Annotated in this window: 18 protein-coding genes and 1 pseudogene; 4 read left to right on the top strand and 15 right to left on the bottom strand. The window is 70.4% G+C overall.

Going from position 1 to position 16,573, the window contains the following annotated elements; translation table 11 throughout:
• Positions 1-290 precede the first annotated feature (290 nt).
• Together ACY34J_RS27690 and ACY34J_RS27685 are read right to left on the bottom strand one after the other, a co-directional pair.
• Positions 291-1,535, bottom strand: coding sequence for a GNAT family N-acetyltransferase (locus ACY34J_RS27690; protein ID WP_462729367.1), 1,245 nt, complete (start codon positions 1,533-1,535; stop codon positions 291-293).
• A 108-nt stretch (positions 1,536-1,643) separates the two neighbouring features.
• Positions 1,644-2,321, bottom strand: coding sequence for an RsiG family protein (locus ACY34J_RS27685; RefSeq protein WP_462729368.1), 678 nt, complete (start codon positions 2,319-2,321; stop codon positions 1,644-1,646).
• A gap of 142 nt (positions 2,322-2,463) precedes the next feature.
• On the opposite strand from ACY34J_RS27685, the gene dtd reads away from it, so the two are divergent.
• Entirely contained in the window at positions 2,464-2,889 is a 426-nt protein-coding gene (gene dtd, locus ACY34J_RS27680) for a D-aminoacyl-tRNA deacylase (RefSeq protein WP_462729369.1), read from the top strand.
• Positions 2,890-2,906: 17 nt separating this feature from the next.
• Here the strand turns inward: dtd and ygfZ are convergent, their stop codons facing one another.
• The 3 genes from ygfZ to ACY34J_RS27665 form a co-directional block, all read right to left on the bottom strand.
• On the bottom strand, positions 2,907-3,887 hold the full coding sequence (ygfZ, locus tag ACY34J_RS27675; RefSeq protein WP_462729370.1) for a CAF17-like 4Fe-4S cluster assembly/insertion protein YgfZ: 981 nt from the start codon (positions 3,885-3,887) through the stop codon (positions 2,907-2,909).
• 10 nt (positions 3,888-3,897) lie between these two features.
• Positions 3,898-4,374 (bottom strand): Fur family transcriptional regulator, encoded by a 477-nt coding sequence (locus ACY34J_RS27670; RefSeq protein WP_462729371.1) that lies wholly within the window; start codon positions 4,372-4,374, stop codon positions 3,898-3,900.
• A 417-nt stretch (positions 4,375-4,791) separates the two neighbouring features.
• The gene (locus ACY34J_RS27665) at positions 4,792-5,355 is read right to left on the bottom strand and encodes a heme-binding beta-barrel domain-containing protein (RefSeq protein ID WP_462729372.1); all 564 of its coding nucleotides are present in this window, start codon (positions 5,353-5,355) and stop codon (positions 4,792-4,794) included.
• Positions 5,356-5,678: 323 nt separating this feature from the next.
• Here ACY34J_RS27665 and ACY34J_RS27660 point away from each other — a divergent pair, with 323 nt between their 5' ends.
• On the top strand, positions 5,679-6,041 hold the full coding sequence (locus ACY34J_RS27660; protein WP_462729373.1) for a DsrE family protein: 363 nt from the start codon (positions 5,679-5,681) through the stop codon (positions 6,039-6,041).
• Positions 6,042-6,074: 33 nt separating this feature from the next.
• Here ACY34J_RS27660 and ACY34J_RS27655 read toward each other — a convergent pair whose 3' ends face one another.
• The 7 genes from ACY34J_RS27655 to ACY34J_RS27625 all read right to left on the bottom strand — a co-directional run bounded on the left by ACY34J_RS27655 (position 6,075) and on the right by ACY34J_RS27625 (position 11,208).
• Positions 6,075-6,329 (bottom strand): DUF3099 domain-containing protein, encoded by a 255-nt coding sequence (locus tag ACY34J_RS27655; protein WP_462729374.1) that lies wholly within the window; start codon positions 6,327-6,329, stop codon positions 6,075-6,077.
• Between the two features lie 141 nt (positions 6,330-6,470).
• Positions 6,471-6,761, bottom strand: coding sequence for a DUF1416 domain-containing protein (locus tag ACY34J_RS27650; protein ID WP_462729375.1), 291 nt, complete (start codon positions 6,759-6,761; stop codon positions 6,471-6,473).
• A 34-nt stretch (positions 6,762-6,795) separates the two neighbouring features.
• A complete protein-coding gene (locus tag ACY34J_RS27645) occupies positions 6,796-7,635 on the bottom strand; it encodes a sulfurtransferase (protein ID WP_462729376.1) in 840 nt (279 codons plus the stop codon).
• 539 nt (positions 7,636-8,174) lie between these two features.
• Positions 8,175-8,885: an LmeA family phospholipid-binding protein gene (locus ACY34J_RS27640; RefSeq protein ID WP_462729377.1), complete on the bottom strand. Its 711-nt coding sequence runs from the start codon at positions 8,883-8,885 to the stop codon at positions 8,175-8,177.
• A gap of 126 nt (positions 8,886-9,011) precedes the next feature.
• Positions 9,012-9,992: a hypothetical protein gene (locus tag ACY34J_RS27635; protein WP_462729378.1), complete on the bottom strand. Its 981-nt coding sequence runs from the start codon at positions 9,990-9,992 to the stop codon at positions 9,012-9,014.
• Between the two features lie 5 nt (positions 9,993-9,997).
• On the bottom strand, positions 9,998-10,261 hold the full coding sequence (locus ACY34J_RS27630; RefSeq protein ID WP_462729379.1) for a MoaD/ThiS family protein: 264 nt from the start codon (positions 10,259-10,261) through the stop codon (positions 9,998-10,000).
• 80 nt (positions 10,262-10,341) lie between these two features.
• Positions 10,342-11,208, bottom strand: coding sequence for an alpha/beta hydrolase family protein (locus ACY34J_RS27625; RefSeq protein ID WP_462729380.1), 867 nt, complete (start codon positions 11,206-11,208; stop codon positions 10,342-10,344).
• Positions 11,209-11,452: 244 nt separating this feature from the next.
• Here ACY34J_RS27625 and ACY34J_RS27620 point away from each other — a divergent pair, with 244 nt between their 5' ends.
• Positions 11,453-12,244: a response regulator transcription factor gene (locus ACY34J_RS27620; RefSeq protein ID WP_462729381.1), complete on the top strand. Its 792-nt coding sequence runs from the start codon at positions 11,453-11,455 to the stop codon at positions 12,242-12,244.
• 23 nt (positions 12,245-12,267) lie between these two features.
• On the top strand, positions 12,268-13,290 hold the full coding sequence (locus tag ACY34J_RS27615; protein WP_462729382.1) for a LacI family DNA-binding transcriptional regulator: 1,023 nt from the start codon (positions 12,268-12,270) through the stop codon (positions 13,288-13,290).
• 458 nt (positions 13,291-13,748) lie between these two features.
• Here the strand turns inward: ACY34J_RS27615 and ACY34J_RS27610 are convergent, their stop codons facing one another.
• The 3 genes and pseudogenes from ACY34J_RS27610 to ACY34J_RS27600 form a co-directional block, all read right to left on the bottom strand.
• Complete coding sequence (locus tag ACY34J_RS27610) at positions 13,749-14,999, bottom strand: LmeA family phospholipid-binding protein (protein WP_462729383.1); 1,251 nt, start codon at positions 14,997-14,999, stop codon at positions 13,749-13,751.
• 143 nt (positions 15,000-15,142) lie between these two features.
• Positions 15,143-15,832, bottom strand: a complete 690-nt coding sequence (gene gntA, locus ACY34J_RS27605; RefSeq protein ID WP_462729384.1) for a guanitoxin biosynthesis heme-dependent pre-guanitoxin N-hydroxylase GntA — start codon at positions 15,830-15,832, stop codon at positions 15,143-15,145.
• Positions 15,833-16,339: 507 nt separating this feature from the next.
• Positions 16,340-16,573, bottom strand: a pseudogene (locus ACY34J_RS27600) (ATP-grasp ribosomal peptide maturase); the annotation flags it as partial.

Genomic DNA, 16,573 nt, shown 5'->3' with positions numbered 1-16,573 from the left:
GCCGGGATATCGCTTCGTGGGCCAGGGTGCCGCGATGGAGTCGATCCATCGCTGAGTCCGGTCCACGAAGCCGAACGCCCAAACCGCTCTGAGACCTGCGGCTCACGGCCCCCGGGCCCAACCGCCCGTGGAAGAGCGCAAGATCGTCTCTCCGCCCCCTCCGCACCCTCTGCGCCGTCCACTCGCCTCACTCCTACCGGCCGCTGCACCACGCGGTACATCCCAAACCGCGCATGGCGCCGGTTGATGATGTACAGCTTTGGCGATCGGCGTCAGGGGCACGGCGTCCGTCAGAAGGTGTCGGGGCACCATGGTCGACGAGGGGTACGCAACAGGGTGTCCGCCAGAGCCGCCGCGCCCGGGCGTTCCTCGGTGACGCGGCCGAGCGCCGTCAGCCGGGTCGCCGACTCATCGCCCAGGTAGAGCGCCCCCAGGTCGCCGACCCCCAGCACCAGGTCCGGCGACTGAGTGGTCGCCGTACACGATGCGCCGTCCGGAGTGGCGTCCAGCCGGAAGCGGCCGCCCGCCAGGCCCGCCGGGTCGTGGACGTCCAGGACCAGCGAGCCGGAGACCGGGTACGTACGGGCCTCAAGGGCACGCGGGATGTCCAGGAGCCGGATCCACAGGTAGTCCGCGTGCGCGGTGACGCGGGCGGCCCGCGGGTCGGGGAGGAACAGCGGGAGCAGGTCGTCGGGGGCGCGGTGGCCGGTGGCGACCTTGGTGACCCAGTCGATCGACATCAGAAAATGCCACAGCGCCCGCTCCGCCGCCGGCGAAACCGCCAGCAGATCGAAGACCGATGCCGTGTTCTGCGGGAGCTTCGCCTCCCACCGGTCGTCCACGGTGTACGCCAGCAGGCCGTCGACCCGGTCGTCGGCCGTCCGGTACAGCGCGTAGTACGGCGCGGTCCACGGCAGGGAGGGGAAGCGGAGGGCGCCGGTCGCCCGGCGCCAGTCGTGCTCGGCGCGGCTGACCACCCCGTGCCGGGACTCCCGCAGCCGGTCGTGGAGCTCCGGCCCCAGCTTCCGTACGTCCACCGCGTCGACCAGATCGACCCGCCCCCCGTCCTGCGGGCCCGACCAGCGCGGATCCAGGCCCGCGCGCGGCACATCGATCTCCCACTCGGTGATCCAGGTGGCCGGGCCGAAGCCGTACCGCCCGTAGATGGGGTACTCCGCGGCGATCAGCGTCGAGACCACATCGCCGCGCTCCTTGGCCTGCGCCTGGTCCTCGGCCATCATCCGGCTCAGCAGGCCGCGTCTGCGGTGCGTGGGGGAGACCGTCACATTGCTCACCGCGTTCGCGGGCAGCGCCGCGCCGCCGGGCACCGAGAGCTCCTGCGCGAAGCTGCGGTACGTACCCACACACCGCCCCGCGTCGAACGCCCCTTGCGCACGGGCCGGTTCGAAGCCGTAAGCCCGCCGCGCGGCCACCTCCTCCTCCCCGATCTCCGGCGGCCGGAGAAAACCGGTGTACATCGCGCGAAGCCAGTCGGGCAGATCTGAGTCGGTGATCGTACGGACTTCAAGGCTCATGCGGTCACGCTAGAGCCCCGCCGCGCGATGGTCGCGCGAATTTTTCCGGGCCTGCTCCCGCTTTCCGTCAAACCTTCCCGCGGCTCGGGACGGCTTGCGCGGTGTCCGTCAGGCGAGCAGGTCGTCCACTTGAGCCTCGCCCGCCCGGTACCGCCGGGCGATCTCGGAGCTGCAGTCGTCCGCCGTCCGCTGCAACTGCTGCCGCCGCCGTGAGATCTGCTGCTCGTAGCGCACCAGCCGCCCCATCGCATGGTGCAACTCAACGTCCGTACGGGCCGCCAGGTCTGACAGTTCGACCTCGGCCAGCATGTCCTCGGCCAGTTGCCGGTACTCCTCGCTGTGCGGGGTGCCCACCGTGACGTGCCGGGCCGAGGAGCGGATCTGCGACGGTGCGTCGGCGAGGATCTCCGACAGCCGGTCCAGGACCGGTGGCCCCGCGACCACCGGCGACTGCGGGGACTTACGCTGCGTCTGCTCGGCCGCCAGGATGTCGATACGGCCCTGGAGCAGCCGCCGCAGATAGCTCAGGTCGGCTTCCTCCTGCTGCGACTGACGGCGCAGCGTGCGCAGTTCGGGGAGCCGCAGGGTGCGCAGGTCGGGCTGCGCACCGCCGGCCGGCGAGGCCGTCCGCTGCGACGGCGGCCGCGACGGTGTGCTCGCCGCGGAGCTGCTTGCGGCCGGGCTGGTCGCGGCCGCGGAAGCGGTGGTCGCGGTCGCGGCGGCGGTCGCCGTCATCCCGGCTGTCGGCGCGGGGCTGGAGGTCTCTCCGGCGCCAGGTGTACTCATACGTGTTCCGTCCCCTCGTCCGGTGCGGCGCCAGGTGGCCGAGGTGCGCACCGCCCGCATGCATCGTGCCACTGCACATGCCACATATGCATGGTCACCGCAGCTGATGGGACCCGGACGGGTGCAGGGCATCATGGTCCGTATGCGTGCTGTGGTGCAGAGAGTGGACGGGGCCAGGGTCACCGTGGACGGAGAAACCGTCGGCGAGATCGTTGGCCAGGGACTGTGTGTGCTGGTCGGGGTCACCCATGAGGACACCGAGGAGAAGGCGGCTCAACTGGCACGCAAGCTCTGGTCGCTACGCATCCTCGAGGGCGAGAAATCCTGCTCCGACCTGGATGCGCCCCTCCTGGTGATTTCCCAGTTCACTCTCTACGGTGACGTGCGCAAGGGGCGTCGGCCGACCTGGAACGCGGCCGCGCCCGGCGAGATCGCCGAGCCGCTCGTGGACGAGGTCGTCGCACAGCTGCGCGCGCTCGGTGCGCAGGTGGAAACGGGCCGGTTCGGAGCGCAGATGAAGGTCTCGCTCACCAACAACGGCCCGTTCACGGTACTGATCGAGGTGTGATCACCCGCCCGTCAGGGCTACGGCTCGACCACGACCTCCTGCGCCGCGGCCGTCGTGTCCGCGATCAACGCCGCATCGACGGGCACATTCCGCTTGATCAGCGCCAGGGCGATCGGGCCCAGCTCGTGGTGGCGCGCGGACGTCGTCACAAACCCCAGCTGGCGCCCCTCCACGCCCTCCTCCGCGAGCCGTATTGGCGCGCCGTGCGCCGGCAGCTTCACCTCGCTGCCGTCCAGGTGCAGGAAGACCAGCCGGCGCGGCGGCCTCCCCAGGTTGTGGACGCGCGCCACCGTCTCCTGGCCGCGATAGCAGCCCTTGTCCAGGTGGACGGCCGTATGCAGCCAGCCCAGCTCGTGCGGGATGGTCCGGTGGTCGGTCTCAAGCCCCAGGCGCGGACGGTGCGCTTCCACACGCAACGCCTCCATCGCCAGGATCCCGATCGCCGGGCCGTTCGCCGCGGCGAAGGACTCCAGGTCGGCGCGGGGCAGGAACAGATCGCGTCCGTACGCGGTCTCCCGTACGACCACGCCCTCCGGTACGTCCGTGATCGAACCCGCCGGCAGATGGACGACCGCGTAGTCGGCCGTCGCGTCCGTCACCTCCACCTGGTAGAAGAACTTCATGCTCTCCAGGTAGGCGATCAGATCACCCTGGGTGCCGGGCTCGACATGTGCCCATGTCGTCTCTCCGTCGTCCACCAGATACAGGGCGTGCTCGATGTGCCCGTGTGCGGAGAGGATCAGCGCCTCGGTGGCCTGCCCGGGCGGCAGCTCGCTGACGTGCTGGGTGAGCAGCAGATGCAGCCAGCTCAGCCGGTCGGGTCCGCTGACCGTGACCACTCCGCGGTGCGAAAGATCCACGAAGCCGGTGCCGTCGGCGAGCGCGCGCTGTTCGCGGAACAGGTCGCCGTAGTGCGCGGCGACGCCTTCGTCCGGGGCCTCGGCGGAGACCGCACCGGGCAGCGACAGCAGGGGGCTCGCGGGTGAAGGTCGCAGCATGTGGATAAGCCTACGACTCGGCGTCGGGGCGCTCCTCATCGGATTTCGGAGCGGACTCGGCGGCCAAGGTCTTCGCCGAGCACGTGGCACACCGCCCGAAGATCGCGAAGTGCTTCATATCGGTCTCGAAGCCGAAGGTCTCGCGCAGGTGGGCGGTGAAGGACGCCGCCTCCGACACATCGGCCTCGATCACTTCCTTGCAGTCCCGGCAGACCAGATGGAGGTGGTGGTGCCGGTCCGCCAGGTGGTACGTCGGCGCGCCATGGCCCAGGTGGGCGTGGCTGACCAGGCCCAGCTCCTCCAACAGCTCCAGGGTCCGGTACACCGTCGAGATGTTCACTCCGCCCGCCGTGCGCCGCACCTCGTTGAGGATGTCGTCGGGTGTCGCGTGTTCCAGCTTGTCCACGGCCTCCAGCACGAGCTGGCGCTGCGGAGTCAGCCGGTACCCGCGCTTGCGGAGGTCGCTCTGCCAGTCGGTGGTCGCCACACGGCCAGTGTAGGAGGCCGAGTCCGACGGGGGGCTCCGTGGACCGAACGTCAATCCCTGCCCGGCCCGGTCGGCCCTCTCATCAGTAGGTCTGCCAGGGTTTCGCGCAACGACCAGCAGCAGGATCGTGTCATCGCGGTATGCTGAGCAGTGAAAGCCCCGGGTTCGCCTCTGCTGTGCATGCCACCCGGGGCACGGCTTTTCAGCCCCCGGTCACCCATAGTGTGGCCGGGGGCGTTGCACGCTTGGAGCGCCTGTGAACTCCCCGCTCACTCAGCGCTGTTGAGATGACAGTAGTGTCTACTCGACCCCTCGAAGCAAGCGCAGTGCACTGCGCGAGAAATTGTTAATGGCCCGGGTGTGCAGATACCAAGGGAGCCGGGGTGGACCGGCCCCCTGTCTGCAACTGATCACGATTCACTTGAAGAAGGCGATGCCGTCGTCCGGCAGGTCTCCCAGGTCCTTGGCCCACTCGCGCGGGTCGACGACCTTCTTCAGGTGCGCGGACATGTATGGGCGCAGCGGGATCTCGGGGGTGGCCTTCTCGCCGACCCACATCAGGTCGCCCTTGACGTAGCCGTACAGCCGCTTGCCGCCGGAGTAGGGCTCGGAGGCGGCGGTGCGGGCCACGGCGTCGGTGGCCAGGTCGATCTGCGGCTTCTTGTCGGCCAGCTCGCCGTACCAGACCTCGGCGATGCCCTGGTCGCGGACCATGACGACCTCGACCCGGCGCTCCTTGTCGATGCGCCAGTAGCCGGTCTCGGTCTCCAGCGGGCGGACCTTCTTGCCCTCGCTGTCGAGCACCCAGGTACGCGAGACGTACTCGAGGAAGTCCCGGCCGTCGTGGCTGAAGGTGACTGCCTGGCCGAAGTTGCACTTCTCGTGGCCCGGGAAGTCGAAGACTCCGGCCCCTTCCCAGTTGCCCAGGAGGAAGGCGAGCGGGACGAGGTCCGGGTTCAGGTCGGACGGGATCTCGATCATGAATTCAGACGATCTCTGGCGTTCGGAGGTACGTAGGTCAGCGCTGGCCCTGGAACAGCTTCTTCACGGTCAGGCCGGTGAACCCGACAACGCCGACGCAGACCAGGACCAGCAGGGCGGTGAAGAAGACCTCAAGCACGAGCGCGCTCCTCGGACGGAGGGTGGGGTACGGACCGCTGCCGAGTCTACTTCGGAGGCTGAGCGGCCTGGCGCCCGGGAGACTCCCGCGTGGGGTGCGGTCACCGCGGTGGGGGAGCACGGGGCGGGCCGCTCATGCGTCGCGGGACGATCGTGATGTGCGCCGGGCGACCTAGAGTGAGCGCATGGCGAAGAAGCTCGTGATCAAGGTGACGGCGGGTGCGGATGCGCCCGAGCGGTGCTCGCAGGCGTTCACGGTGGCCGCGGTGGCCGTGGCCAGCGGGGTGGAGGTCTCGCTCTGGCTGACCGGCGAGTCCTCCTGGTTCGCGCTGCCGGGGCGCGCGGCTCAGTTCGAGCTGCCGCACGCGGCGCCGCTGCCGGAGCTGCTGGACGCGATTCTCACGGGCGGCAGCGTCACGCTGTGCACGCAGTGCGCCGCGCGGCGGGAGATCACGGAGAAGGACACGCTGGAGGGCGTGCGGATCGCGGGTGCGCAGGTCTTCGTGAGCGAGGCGACATCGGACGGCGCCCAGGCCCTGGTCTACTGAGGCCCACGGGCTACGGCACGGCGCCTGCGGGCGCTAGCGGCGCTTGCCGTCCAGTTCATCCCACCAGCGGTCGGATTCCTCGTCGCCCGAGGGGTCGTCCCACCACCGGTCGTCGGGCCCGCGCCGGTTCGCGACGATCGCCGCGAACGGCGGGATGACCATGGCGACCACGCACATCGCGACGGCGGCAGGCACCGACCAGAGGCGCACGACTCCCCATCCCAGGACGAAGAGTCCCAGGCACAGCCCCATGAGCGCGAAGTACCGGCGCCGGCGCCGCTCGTACATACCTCCAGCGTACGACCGGAGCCCCGCGCCGGCAGGGCGCCGGGCAAGCGCAGAGGGCCGCACCCCGCCGAGGCGTCCAACCCCGGGTGCGGCCCTCCAGCCGTATGCGGTGGGCGACGGCTGCCGCCCTGCCGCCCGCCGTCAGACGGCGATGGCGACCTCGGCCGGCGTGCCCTGCTGGGCCACGACCGTACGGTCAACAGTCGCGCCCGGCACCAGCGCACGCAGCGTCCAGGTGCCCGGGGCCGCGAAGAAGCGGAACTGTCCGGTCGCCGAGGTGGGGACCTCGGCGGTGAACTCGCCGGTGCCGTCGAGGAGTCGGACGTAGCCGGAGACCGGCTCGCCGTCGCGGGTCACCGAACCCTGGATGATCGTCTCGCGTGCCACGTCGATTCCGGCGAGTGCCGGACCGCCGGCCTGTGCTCCACACATGGGTCTTCCTTTGCGGGGGGGGGATGGGGTCAGGTCACTTGTTGGCGCCGAGCTCGATCGGCACGCCGACGAGCGAGCCGTACTCGGTCCAGGAGCCGTCGTAGTTCTTGACGTTGGGCTGGTCGAGCAGCTCGTGCAGCACGAACCAGGTGAGCGAGGAGCGCTCACCGATCCGGCACAGCGCGATGGTGTCCTTGGACAGGTCGACGCCCTCGTTCTCGTAGAGGGCCTTCAGCTCCTCGTCGGACTTGAAGGTGCCGTCGTCGTTGGCGTTCTTCGACCACGGGACGTTGACCGAGGTCGGGATGTGGCCCGGACGCTGCGACTGCTCCTGCGGGAGGTGCGCCGGGGCGAGCAGCTTGCCGCTGAACTCGTCGGGGGAGCGCACGTCGACCAGGTTCAGGTTGCCGATCGCGGCCACGACCTCGTCGCGGAAGGCGCGGATCGAGGAGTCCTGCGGCTTGGCCTTGTACTCGGTCCTGGCCCGGGTCGGGACCTCGGCCACCAGGTCGCGGGAGTCCAGCTCCCACTTCTTGCGGCCGCCGTCGAGGAGCTTGACGCTCTCGTGGCCGTAGAGCTTGAAGTACCAGTAGGCGTACGCGGCGAACCAGTTGTTGTTGCCGCCGTAGAGCACGACGGTGTCGTCGTTCGCGATGCCCTTCTCCGACAGCAGCTTCTCGAAGCCGGCCTGGTCGATGAAGTCACGCAGCACCGGGTCCTGGAGGTCCTTCTTCCAGTCGATGCGAATGGCGTTGCGGATGTGGTTCTTGTCGTACGCCGAGGTGTCCTCGTCGACCTCGACAATGACAACCTTCGGGTCGTCGAGGTGGGCCTCGACCCAGTCGGCGTCAACCAGGACGTCACTGCGGCTCATGATTCTTCTCCTCCGGGGCAGTTGCGGGGGCGTTGCGGATGCGCGAGGCGCCGGTGGGCACTTGCTCGCGCAGGGTTCGCATCGGTACGGGCACGGGTACGCGGCTCATCGCGCCGCCGCGTGGAGCGGATCGGCCCTGGGCGAGGGCCGCAGAAGCGGAAGTCGGGACTCCCGCTCAGAGGGGGCGACAGAGCATGGCGGCGACACGGCACAGGTCGACTGCCCGCCGCTTCGTGAGATCCGCCTGTCGCTTCATGGGTCCGATCGTAGGGAGCGACAGCGGGCGTGTCATCGGTGTGTCGTATTTTGAGATGCGATCGTCCGCGATGCGGGACGACGACCCGGGCGGCCGACAGGCGCGCGGTGCCGCCGGGCCGCGCCGGGAGACGGGCTTCTGAGTGGCGGACGCGCTTGTCTCGCCCTACGGACGCCCGGTCCCGGAAGCTCTGCCTCCGGGGACACCGCGAGCGAGCCGCGGGGCGGGGCCGTAAGCGCCCGGAGGCGAGCCGAGCGCAAAAACGCCGCTTCGTCGGCTTCCGTCAGCCCGCGAGTTCGACGCGGTCGCCGGTCACGCCGATGACCACGCCGCTCTTCGTCACCTCGACCTTGTCCAGCTTCAGCCCCGCCGGCAGGCCGCTGATCTGCCGATCGAAGTCGATCTTGCCGCGCACGAGCCGCTCCAGCCCGGGGATCTGGCCACCCGGGACCGCGCCGGCCCGCAGCCGTACCGTGTTGCCCCCGGCGGCGCTGACCGTGCTGAGCACAGTGCGCTCGAAGGTGCGGCCGAAGACGGGGACGGTGACCCGCGTGGTGACCTTCACCTGCTGCCTGCCCGCCTTGTCGGTGCCTCCGTAGGCGACGGAGACACCATCGGGGGCGGCCTTCGTCAGATCGCCGTACGTGATGCGGGCAGTGCCCGTGGCGCGGTCGGCTGTCGCGGAGGAGAAGTTGTTCCCGATCCGTACGTCGTGCAGATCGGCGGTCATCTCGGCGATCCGTATCGACTGGCCGCCCGCGCTCGCCGTGGCCTGGTCGAGGTGCACCTCGACCTCGTCCAGCTCCTTTCGGACGACCTGGGTCAGGAACGGGAAGCCCTTGATCGAGACCTCCGGGGTGCCGCTCAGGCCCTGGGTGCTGCGGATCTTGTCGGCCGCCTCGGACTCGGCCAGATGGACCGCGAGGCGGTCGGCGGCCACGAACAGCCCGCCGAATACCACGGCGACGATCAGGATGATGCGCAGTGCACGCACGAAGGTCCCCCAACGCTGTCGGTCACGGTGTCAGGCACGTGGTGTCCCTGGGGTCAGGCACGTGTCGGTCGTGGTGTGGGACGGGCCCGGTCGAGGCCCCTGGTCGCGGTGAGCCTAACCGGACATTCATCCGATTGCCCGGCCCAGTACGTAGACCGCCGGCGCGGCGGCCGCCAGCGGAAGTGCGACTCCGGCCGTCATGTGCACGAAGCGGGACGGGTAGTCGTAGCTCGCCACGCGAAGGCCGATGAGCGCGCAGCCGCCGGCCGCAAGGCCCAGCAGCGCACCCGAGGCACCGGCGCCGGTGAGCTGTCCGGCCCCGATGCCCGCGCCGGTGGCCGCGATCAGCGCGACGGCGGGGGAGAGGAGCGACGGCAGGGGCAGGGCGCGGGCGAGGGTCGCCACGGCCACGGCCGCCGCCCCGATGACGACGGCGCCGGAGGAGACCGCGAAGGCGGCCAGATGGCCCGCGGCGAGGACGGTGAGGGCGGTCGAGGCGACACCGGCCGTCAGCGCGTACAGGCGCTCGTCCGGCGTGCTGTGGTTGCGCAGCTGCAGGATCAGCACCAGCAGGCACCAGATGCCGAGCGTGCCGAGGGACACGGTGGGGGCGTACTGGCGGTCGGTGGCGAGCAGTGCGATATCGGTGGTGACACCGCCCGCGAAGGCAAGGGCGATGCCCTGGCGGGCGGGCCACATGCCGTTCAGCCGGTACCAGCCGGCGGCGGTCACGGCCTGGAGTACGACCACGGCGACCGCGAGCGCTGGGCGGGCGAGGGCCGCGGTGAGCGCCAGCAGCGCGGCGAGAGCGGCGGTCAGCAGGGCCGGCTGCAGACCGGGCGCGATGATCGGCGACCGGCCTTCGGCCCGGGCGCGCTGCGCGGCGGTGAGGGGACGCCGGCTGGGAGGGGGCGCGGTGGCCGTCGCTGCCGCGGGCTGCTCGGGCGGAAGGGCGGCATAGGGGTCGTATGGGCGCTGCTGCGCCGGCTGCTGCTGCGGCTGTGCGTACGGGTCGTACTGGCCGTTGCCGGTGTACGGGCCGTGCGGGTCGTACGGACCCTGCGCGTGCTGCCGGCCGTAGGGGCCGTAGGGCGGTTGCCCGGTCATGCTGCTCACCCTCCTGCGAACGGCGGGAGCACCTCGACCGTCCCACCCTCGGCCAGTTTGACCGTGTCATGGCTGCGCGTCCCCACTGGGTCGCCGTCCACGAGGAACGAGCAGCGGACGAGTACGCGCGCGAACTCCGGGCGTGCGGCGTGCCGCTGCCGCGCCAGCTCGAGGGCTTCGGCGAGTGTCTCCGCTTCGTACGGCTCCTCGGCGGTCCCCGCGGCGGCCTTGGCGGCGGCCCAGTAGCGAATCGTCCCTGCTGCGGCCATGGGCAGCTCCTGTCGTTGTCCAGCCGGCACCCGGCGCGAGTGCCGCCCTCCATGATGGCGTGTCCGGCCCCGGGCCTCGATCAGGTGGTGAGCCAGGCGCCGATGCGGGTCAGAAGTGCGTCGTCGACCGCGTTCTCCGCGTGGCCGAGGCCCGGCTCGATCCACAGGTCCGCCGCGCCGCCGGCGGCCGCCGCCAGCGAGTGCGGGTGGTCGAGCGGGAAGTACGGATCCCGGTCGCCGTGGACGATCAGCAGCGGCGTCGGGGCGATGAGCGGCACGGCCTCGACGGGCGACAGCGGCACCGGATCCCAGTGCTGATGGTGGATCCGGGTGCGCAGCCCGTAACGGCCGACCAGGCGCCCGGCCGGGCGGGTGACGACCCAGTGCAGCCGCCGCATCGGCGCGGTGCCGCGATAGAACCACCGCGCGGGGGCGCTCACTGCCGCAACTGCGTTGGTGTGCGCTTCCATGCGCCCCCCGTGCGACGGACCGGCCGCTGGGCCGTTCGGTCCGTAGAGCGCGGCGTGCCGGAGCACGACCGAGCCGCCCATCGAGAAGCCGACCGTCGCCACCCGGCGGTGGCCGAGCACGCGCGCCCAGCCGACCGCGGCCGCCAGGTCGAGGACTTCCCGGTCGCCGACGGTGGACCGGCCGCCGGAGCCCCCGTGCCCCCGGAAGGAGAACGTGATCACAGCCGCACGCTGCGCGAACACCGCCGCCGCGCGCTGCAGCGCCGGCCGGTCGAGCGAGCCCGTGAAGCCGTGCGCCAGCACGATCACCGGGTCCGTCGCGGGGTCGCCCGAGCCGGACGCGTACGGCTGGTAGGCCGCCTCGATCGGCACGCCGTCATCGGTCAGCAGCACCACCCGGCGCACCGCGGTGCGGCCACTCGACGTGATCAAGGGAACACGCGATCGCAAGGATTCGGCCGCCGGTCCGGTAGTCATGTGGGCTATTCTGCTGGGAAGAGGATCCGGGCAGCGTTGCCCCCGGGTCCTTTTGTGCTTTCAAGCGCACCTTGCGCACGTGAGCGCTGGCGGCCTCAAGGGCGCGGGGCCGTGACGAGTACGAGGCAGCCGGTAGATGTCCTCTCGGGGACCGAGGAGGGACCGACGTCATGGGCAAGCGAAGCGTGCATAACCGTACGATTCGAACAGGCGAATACGACCCCATGGCGGAAGGGGCTCGTCGATGAGCTCGCTGCTGCTTCTCACCAACGCCCTGCAGCCCTCCACCGAGGTGCTGCCCGCGCTCGGCCTGCTGCTGCACAGCGTGCGCGTGGCACCCGCGGAGGGGCCGGCCCTGGTCGACACCCCGGGCGCCGATGTGATCCTCGTGGACGGCCGGCGCGATCTGCCGCACGTGCGCTCCCTGTGCCAGCTGCTGCGCTCCACCGGGCCCGGCTGCCCGCTGATCCTGGTCGTGACGGAGGGCGGGCTGGCCGCCGTCACCGCCGACTGGGGCATCGACGACGTCCTGCTGGACACGGCCGGTCCGGCCGAGGTCGAGGCGCGGCTGCGGCTGGCGCTCGGCCGTCAGCAGCTCACCACCGACGACAGCCCCATGGAGATCCGCACCGGCGATCTGTCGGTCGACGAGGCGACGTACAGCGCCAAGCTCAAGGGGCGGGTGCTGGATCTGACCTTCAAGGAGTTCGAGCTGCTGAAGTACCTGGCGCAGCACCCGGGCCGGGTGTTCACGCGGGCCCAGCTGCTCCAGGAGGTCTGGGGCTACGACTACTTCGGCGGTACGCGGACGGTCGACGTCCATGTGCGGCGGCTGCGGGCGAAACTGGGGCCGGAGCACGAATCGCTGATCGGAACCGTCCGTAATGTCGGCTACCGGTTCGTGGTGCCGGAGAAGGTCGAGCGGGCCGCCGAGGAGGCCGCCCGCGCGCAGGAGCGGGGCGAGAAGCGCGCCGCGGAGAGCGCCGCGGCACGGGACGGTCTGGAAGCCGCTGCCGGACGCCCGGCTGAGGGGTGAGTCAGCCCGCGTAGACTTCGCGCGTGGCGAAGGTGACGCGTGACGATGTGGCACGGCTTGCGGGGACCTCTACCGCGGTCGTCAGCTACGTCATCAACAACGGACCCAGGCCGGTCGCCCCGGCCACGCGCGAGCGTGTCCTCGCCGCGATCAAGGAGCTGGGCTACCGGCCCGACCGGGTCGCGCAGGCGATGGCGAGCCGTCGTACCGACCTCATAGGAATGATCGTTCCCGACGCTCGGCAGCCGTTCTTCGCGGAGATGGCACACGCGGTGGAGCGGGCGGCCGCCGAGCGGGGAAAGATGGTCCTCGTCGGGAACTCCGACTATCTCGACGAGCGCGAGGTGCACTATCTGCGCGCCTTCCTCGGGATGCGGGTCGCTGGTCTGATCCTGGTCAGCCAGGGCCCCAGCGACCACGCGGCCGCGGAGATCGACGCCTGGGACGCGCGGGTCGTCCTGCTGCACCGGCGGCCGGAGGCCATCGAGGACGTGGCGGTGGTGACGGACGACGTGGGCGGCGCGCAGCTCGCGACCCGCCACCTGCTGGAGCACGGGCACCCGTACGTCGCCTGCCTCGGCGGTGTCGAGTCGACGCCGACGGTCGGCGACCCGGTCACCGACCACGTCGAAGGCTGGCGGCGGGCCATGCAGGAGTCCGGGCGGTCGACGGAGGGGCGGCTCTTCCAGGCCCCGTACAACCGTTACGACGCCTACCAGGTGGCTTTGCGGCTGCTGTCCGGGCCGGAGCGGCCGCCGGCGATCGTGTGCACGACGGACGACCAGGCCATCGGGGTGCTGCGGGCGGCGCGCGAGCTGCGGATCGATGTGCCGGGGGAGCTGGCGGTGGCCGGCTTCGACGATGTGAAGGAGGCGGGGCTGACCGATCCGCCGCTGACGACGGTGGCCTCGGACCGCGAGGCGATGGCGCGCGAGGCGGTTGATCTGGTGCTGGACGACGGGCTGCGGGTGGCTGGTTCGCGGCGCGAGCGGCTGAAGCAGTTCCCCGCCAGGCTGGTGGTCCGCCGCTCCTGCGGGTGCGGCTGACGCCCCTGGCCCCCGGCAGGGGGATCCCACGCCGGTCGGGCCGCTCCGCGCCTGAGGGGGTGGGGCTGCGCCCCCGCTGCGCCGGCCCCGGCTTCTGTTTGCGCGGCTGTTTGCGCGGCCGAGCGAGCCCTGCCGTTCCCGCGTCCTGCGGCTCCCCTCTGCGCGCCGTCGGCGCGCAGAGCTTTTGCCCACCCGCCCCTTTTCAGGTCGGCCCGTCCCCTCGCTGGGGTCGCCCCGCCCCGCGGTCGCGGCGCGCGGGTTTGGGGCCCGCCCCGAATACAGGGCGGGCGGGAAGCGACGACATCAAGCAGATCCTCGACGAGCTGCGCGACGGCGGCAGCTGACCCACCGTTTACCCACCGCCTGGGACGCTGAGGGGCCCCAGCCCCCATAAGGAGGCGCACCGATGTGCCCCGCCGAGACAGACGACCGGCAGCGGATCCTGATTCGGGCGGACGTCACTTGCCCTTCTGCCCCTTCCCCTGCTGCGAACCGGCCGCTTGGCCGAACGGCAGGTCCATTCCGGACAGGTCGGCCCGGATCCCGTCGTGCTGCACCGTGATGTTCTGCAGCCGTACGTAACCGGGGACCTCGGGCAGCTCGAAGGACAGCGACAGCCGGTCCGACAGCTGCGGCTGCGCCACCTTCATCAGGCCGGAGATCATGGCCGGATTGATGCCGATCTTCTCCAGCAGCCAGGGGTGCTCGGCGACGACATCGACCAGATTCAGCCGCATCAGGTCGGCCACGAAGCGCGGTGAGCCGGTGACCTCGCGCAGCCGATCCTCGCTCCGCAGCGTCTTCTCGATGGCCCACGACGGTACGCCGAAGCGTTTGGCCAGCGATGGCACGGACAGCAGGGCCTTCGCCTGAGCCACGTCCCGGCGCAGCCGGTCCGCCGCCTTGCGGGTGAGCCGTAACCCGGAGTGCGGGCCCGGCTCGTATGTGGCGATGTCGCCGACTTCGAGCCGCATGCCGGTGACGTCGGTCTCGATGCCGCGGCCGCCGACGCGCTGGATACGGGCCTCGGCCCGCATGCGCAGCTCGTGGCCTGCGACCGGGAGTTTGCCGGTCGCGAGCACCGAGTCGTGCCCGCTCTTGGTGAAGCGCACCTGGGAGGCGCCGAGTTCGCGGTCGAGGTCGTCGAAGGAGAGCAGCACCTGGCCCTGCATCCGGCTGACCACCGCGCCGCTGATCGAGGTGGGGGACGTACCGGCCAGGCGGATGTCGCGGGCCGTGGCCTCCACCTTCGCCAGGGAGACCCGGTCCGCTGCGACATCCGGGATGGTGACGTCCACATGGTCCAGATGCTTGTCGAACGCCTGGGTAAGGAAGGGAAAACCGTGAACCGTCACCTCCGGCTCGGCCTCTAACCGGAGGGAGTGCTTCAGCTTTTCCTGGACCCGGTTTTCCGTATAGAGCACGGCCCAGCGGTCCGCGACCGTCAGGAACACCGCGCAGACGAGCAGAGTCACGGCCGCCTTCACGACCAACGGCACCCTGGCGGCTCTGCCGCGGCCGCGCTTCGTCCGCCTGTGGTTGGGCGGAACCCAGTCGTCCGAGTACTCCTCCTCGTCCACTGTGAGCCCGAGGCCCAGGACGTCGTCCTCCGGATCCGCGAGCCCGGCAAGCTCGTGGTACGGATTGGGCGGGCGGTCGCTGTCGGGATACGGATTGTCCTGCGGAGATATGCGTGTGGGGGGTCGCATTCGGCTTATCCCACCATGCGAGACGTCATCGAGCGAAGTCTTTGCCCGATATGCAGGATGAATGAGCCGTATTTCACAGCGAGTTGACAGCGCGGGGTCATGCTGCGTGCTCAGGCGGAGATGGCCAAAAAGCGCTGTGGCCTTCAGACCCTCGACACGGTCAGCTCACGCTCTTGCTCCGTTTCGCGGGCGGCGAAGGGGCATTGCCAATCGGCGGGCTTGGGGCGGCCGGAGTAGCGGCGTGCCTCGGAGAGCTGCTCGTATTCGAGCAAATTGGGATTGATGTCGCCCTGCAGCTTGATGTCCTGCTTGCGTATCTTCTCCGCGAGCCGGTCCCACATCCCGGCTCCCTTGATCCGGTCGAACTGTTCATGGGAGTTGAAGGCCAGCATCGGGAAGGGAGGGCGACGGCCCCACCGGCGGTGTGTCTCGTGCAGGCCGATCACAAAGAAGGGATGGCCGGCCACGCTGAACGCGAAGTCGTTGGACTGGGGATCCGACGAATAGCCCTCGGCCCAGCGGTGGATTTGCGTGTCCTGTTCGTGGAGCAGCTGCAGCTGCTGCCAGAGAAGCTCTTCGAACCGCAGCTCATCCACACCGCGGGGTTGCGCGAAGGTCGCGATGAAGCTGGTGAACGTCCGAGCGCTCCAGTTCGCCGATCCGACGAACTCCGCGAGATCAAGCGCCATCAGCCGGGCGGATTCCTCGCCCCCCAGCAGGTCGTAGTGCCGGTGGGTGATGCCGCCCTGGCGCCAGGCGGAGCGACCCGCCAGGCAGGAGAACCGGTCTCCGAGGATGAATTTCTCGACCTCAGTGCGCGCGTCCGCCGTCATGGCCAGCCTTCCTTCCAATGACGTGCCTCCTCGAAGGGAGATCATCTCCTTCACTCATCCGAAAGCGCCCACCCCACACCTCCGGCACCCGGGCAGGACCGAGTCCGGTGGAGGACGGGGAAGGTCACGGGGTGATTGTGAAGGCCCAAGGCCGATCCACGAAATCCCGGGGTGAGGCCTGTGCGACGAATCGCTGACATCTTGGGAAATCGCATCCCCTGTGGCCCCCCTGTTCCGGTAGGGACCGCGGCGTGTGATGCCGGCCGAATGATGGGGTTAGGGGCAGTCCGTGCCGGGGCGCCGGCCACCCGAAAGGCAGGATGACGCCGCGAAGCGGGCGTAGTGGACGGGGACCGGGCGCAGGCCGCGGCGTTCGTAGAGGCGCTGGGCGCCGGCGTTGGCGGCGCTTCGCTTCCCTCGTCTCGCGCGTGTCAGTCGGCGGCTATCGGCTGGTGACAGCCCGTTACCTCATACAGATGTCCCGACTGGGGCGCGGGAAATACCGCATCACCCCGTGGCGGGCGAGGCGAGCCAGGTGGCGACGGTTTCGGCGATGGGCTGTCCGGTCTCCAGCTGGATGAAGCCGAATTGTCCGCCCTGGTTGCACTCGAGGAACCACCAGGTGCCGTCCTCGTCCTCGGCGAAATCGAATGCACCGTAGGCGAGTTGGGCGGTGTACATGTAGGCGCGGACGGCCTGCGCGATGCGGGCGGGTACCTCGGCGGGCTCCCAGGGACCGCC

The organism is Streptomyces sp. HSS9-12 (assembly GCF_054963655.1).
Note: the sequence above shows the minus strand (reverse complement) of the source record. Positions and strands in the feature narration are given on the sequence as shown.

Bases quoted from the DNA above. Each gene is read 5' to 3' on its own strand.
- ACY34J_RS27610 (WP_462729383.1), bottom strand. From the start codon at position 14,999: ATGCGACCCCCCACACGCATATCTCCGCAGGACAATCCGTATCCCGAC.
- ACY34J_RS27630 (WP_462729379.1), bottom strand. From the start codon at position 10,261: ATGGCCGCAGCAGGGACGATTCGCTACTGGGCCGCCGCCAAGGCCGCC.
- gntA (WP_462729384.1), bottom strand. From the start codon at position 15,832: ATGACGGCGGACGCGCGCACTGAGGTCGAGAAATTCATCCTCGGAGAC.
- ACY34J_RS27685 (WP_462729368.1), bottom strand. From the start codon at position 2,321: ATGAGTACACCTGGCGCCGGAGAGACCTCCAGCCCCGCGCCGACAGCC.
- ACY34J_RS27650 (WP_462729375.1), bottom strand. From the start codon at position 6,761: ATGTGTGGAGCACAGGCCGGCGGTCCGGCACTCGCCGGAATCGACGTG.
- ACY34J_RS27625 (WP_462729380.1), bottom strand. From the start codon at position 11,208: ATGACTACCGGACCGGCGGCCGAATCCTTGCGATCGCGTGTTCCCTTG.
- ACY34J_RS27620 (WP_462729381.1), top strand. From the start codon at position 11,453: ATGAGCTCGCTGCTGCTTCTCACCAACGCCCTGCAGCCCTCCACCGAG.
- ACY34J_RS27665 (WP_462729372.1), bottom strand. From the start codon at position 5,355: ATGATCGAGATCCCGTCCGACCTGAACCCGGACCTCGTCCCGCTCGCC.
- ACY34J_RS27655 (WP_462729374.1), bottom strand. From the start codon at position 6,329: ATGTACGAGCGGCGCCGGCGCCGGTACTTCGCGCTCATGGGGCTGTGC.
- ACY34J_RS27660 (WP_462729373.1), top strand. From the start codon at position 5,679: ATGGCGAAGAAGCTCGTGATCAAGGTGACGGCGGGTGCGGATGCGCCC.
- dtd (WP_462729369.1), top strand. From the start codon at position 2,464: ATGCGTGCTGTGGTGCAGAGAGTGGACGGGGCCAGGGTCACCGTGGAC.
- ACY34J_RS27645 (WP_462729376.1), bottom strand. From the start codon at position 7,635: ATGAGCCGCAGTGACGTCCTGGTTGACGCCGACTGGGTCGAGGCCCAC.
- ACY34J_RS27635 (WP_462729378.1), bottom strand. From the start codon at position 9,992: ATGACCGGGCAACCGCCCTACGGCCCCTACGGCCGGCAGCACGCGCAG.
- ACY34J_RS27690 (WP_462729367.1), bottom strand. From the start codon at position 1,535: ATGAGCCTTGAAGTCCGTACGATCACCGACTCAGATCTGCCCGACTGG.
- ygfZ (WP_462729370.1), bottom strand. From the start codon at position 3,887: ATGCTGCGACCTTCACCCGCGAGCCCCCTGCTGTCGCTGCCCGGTGCG.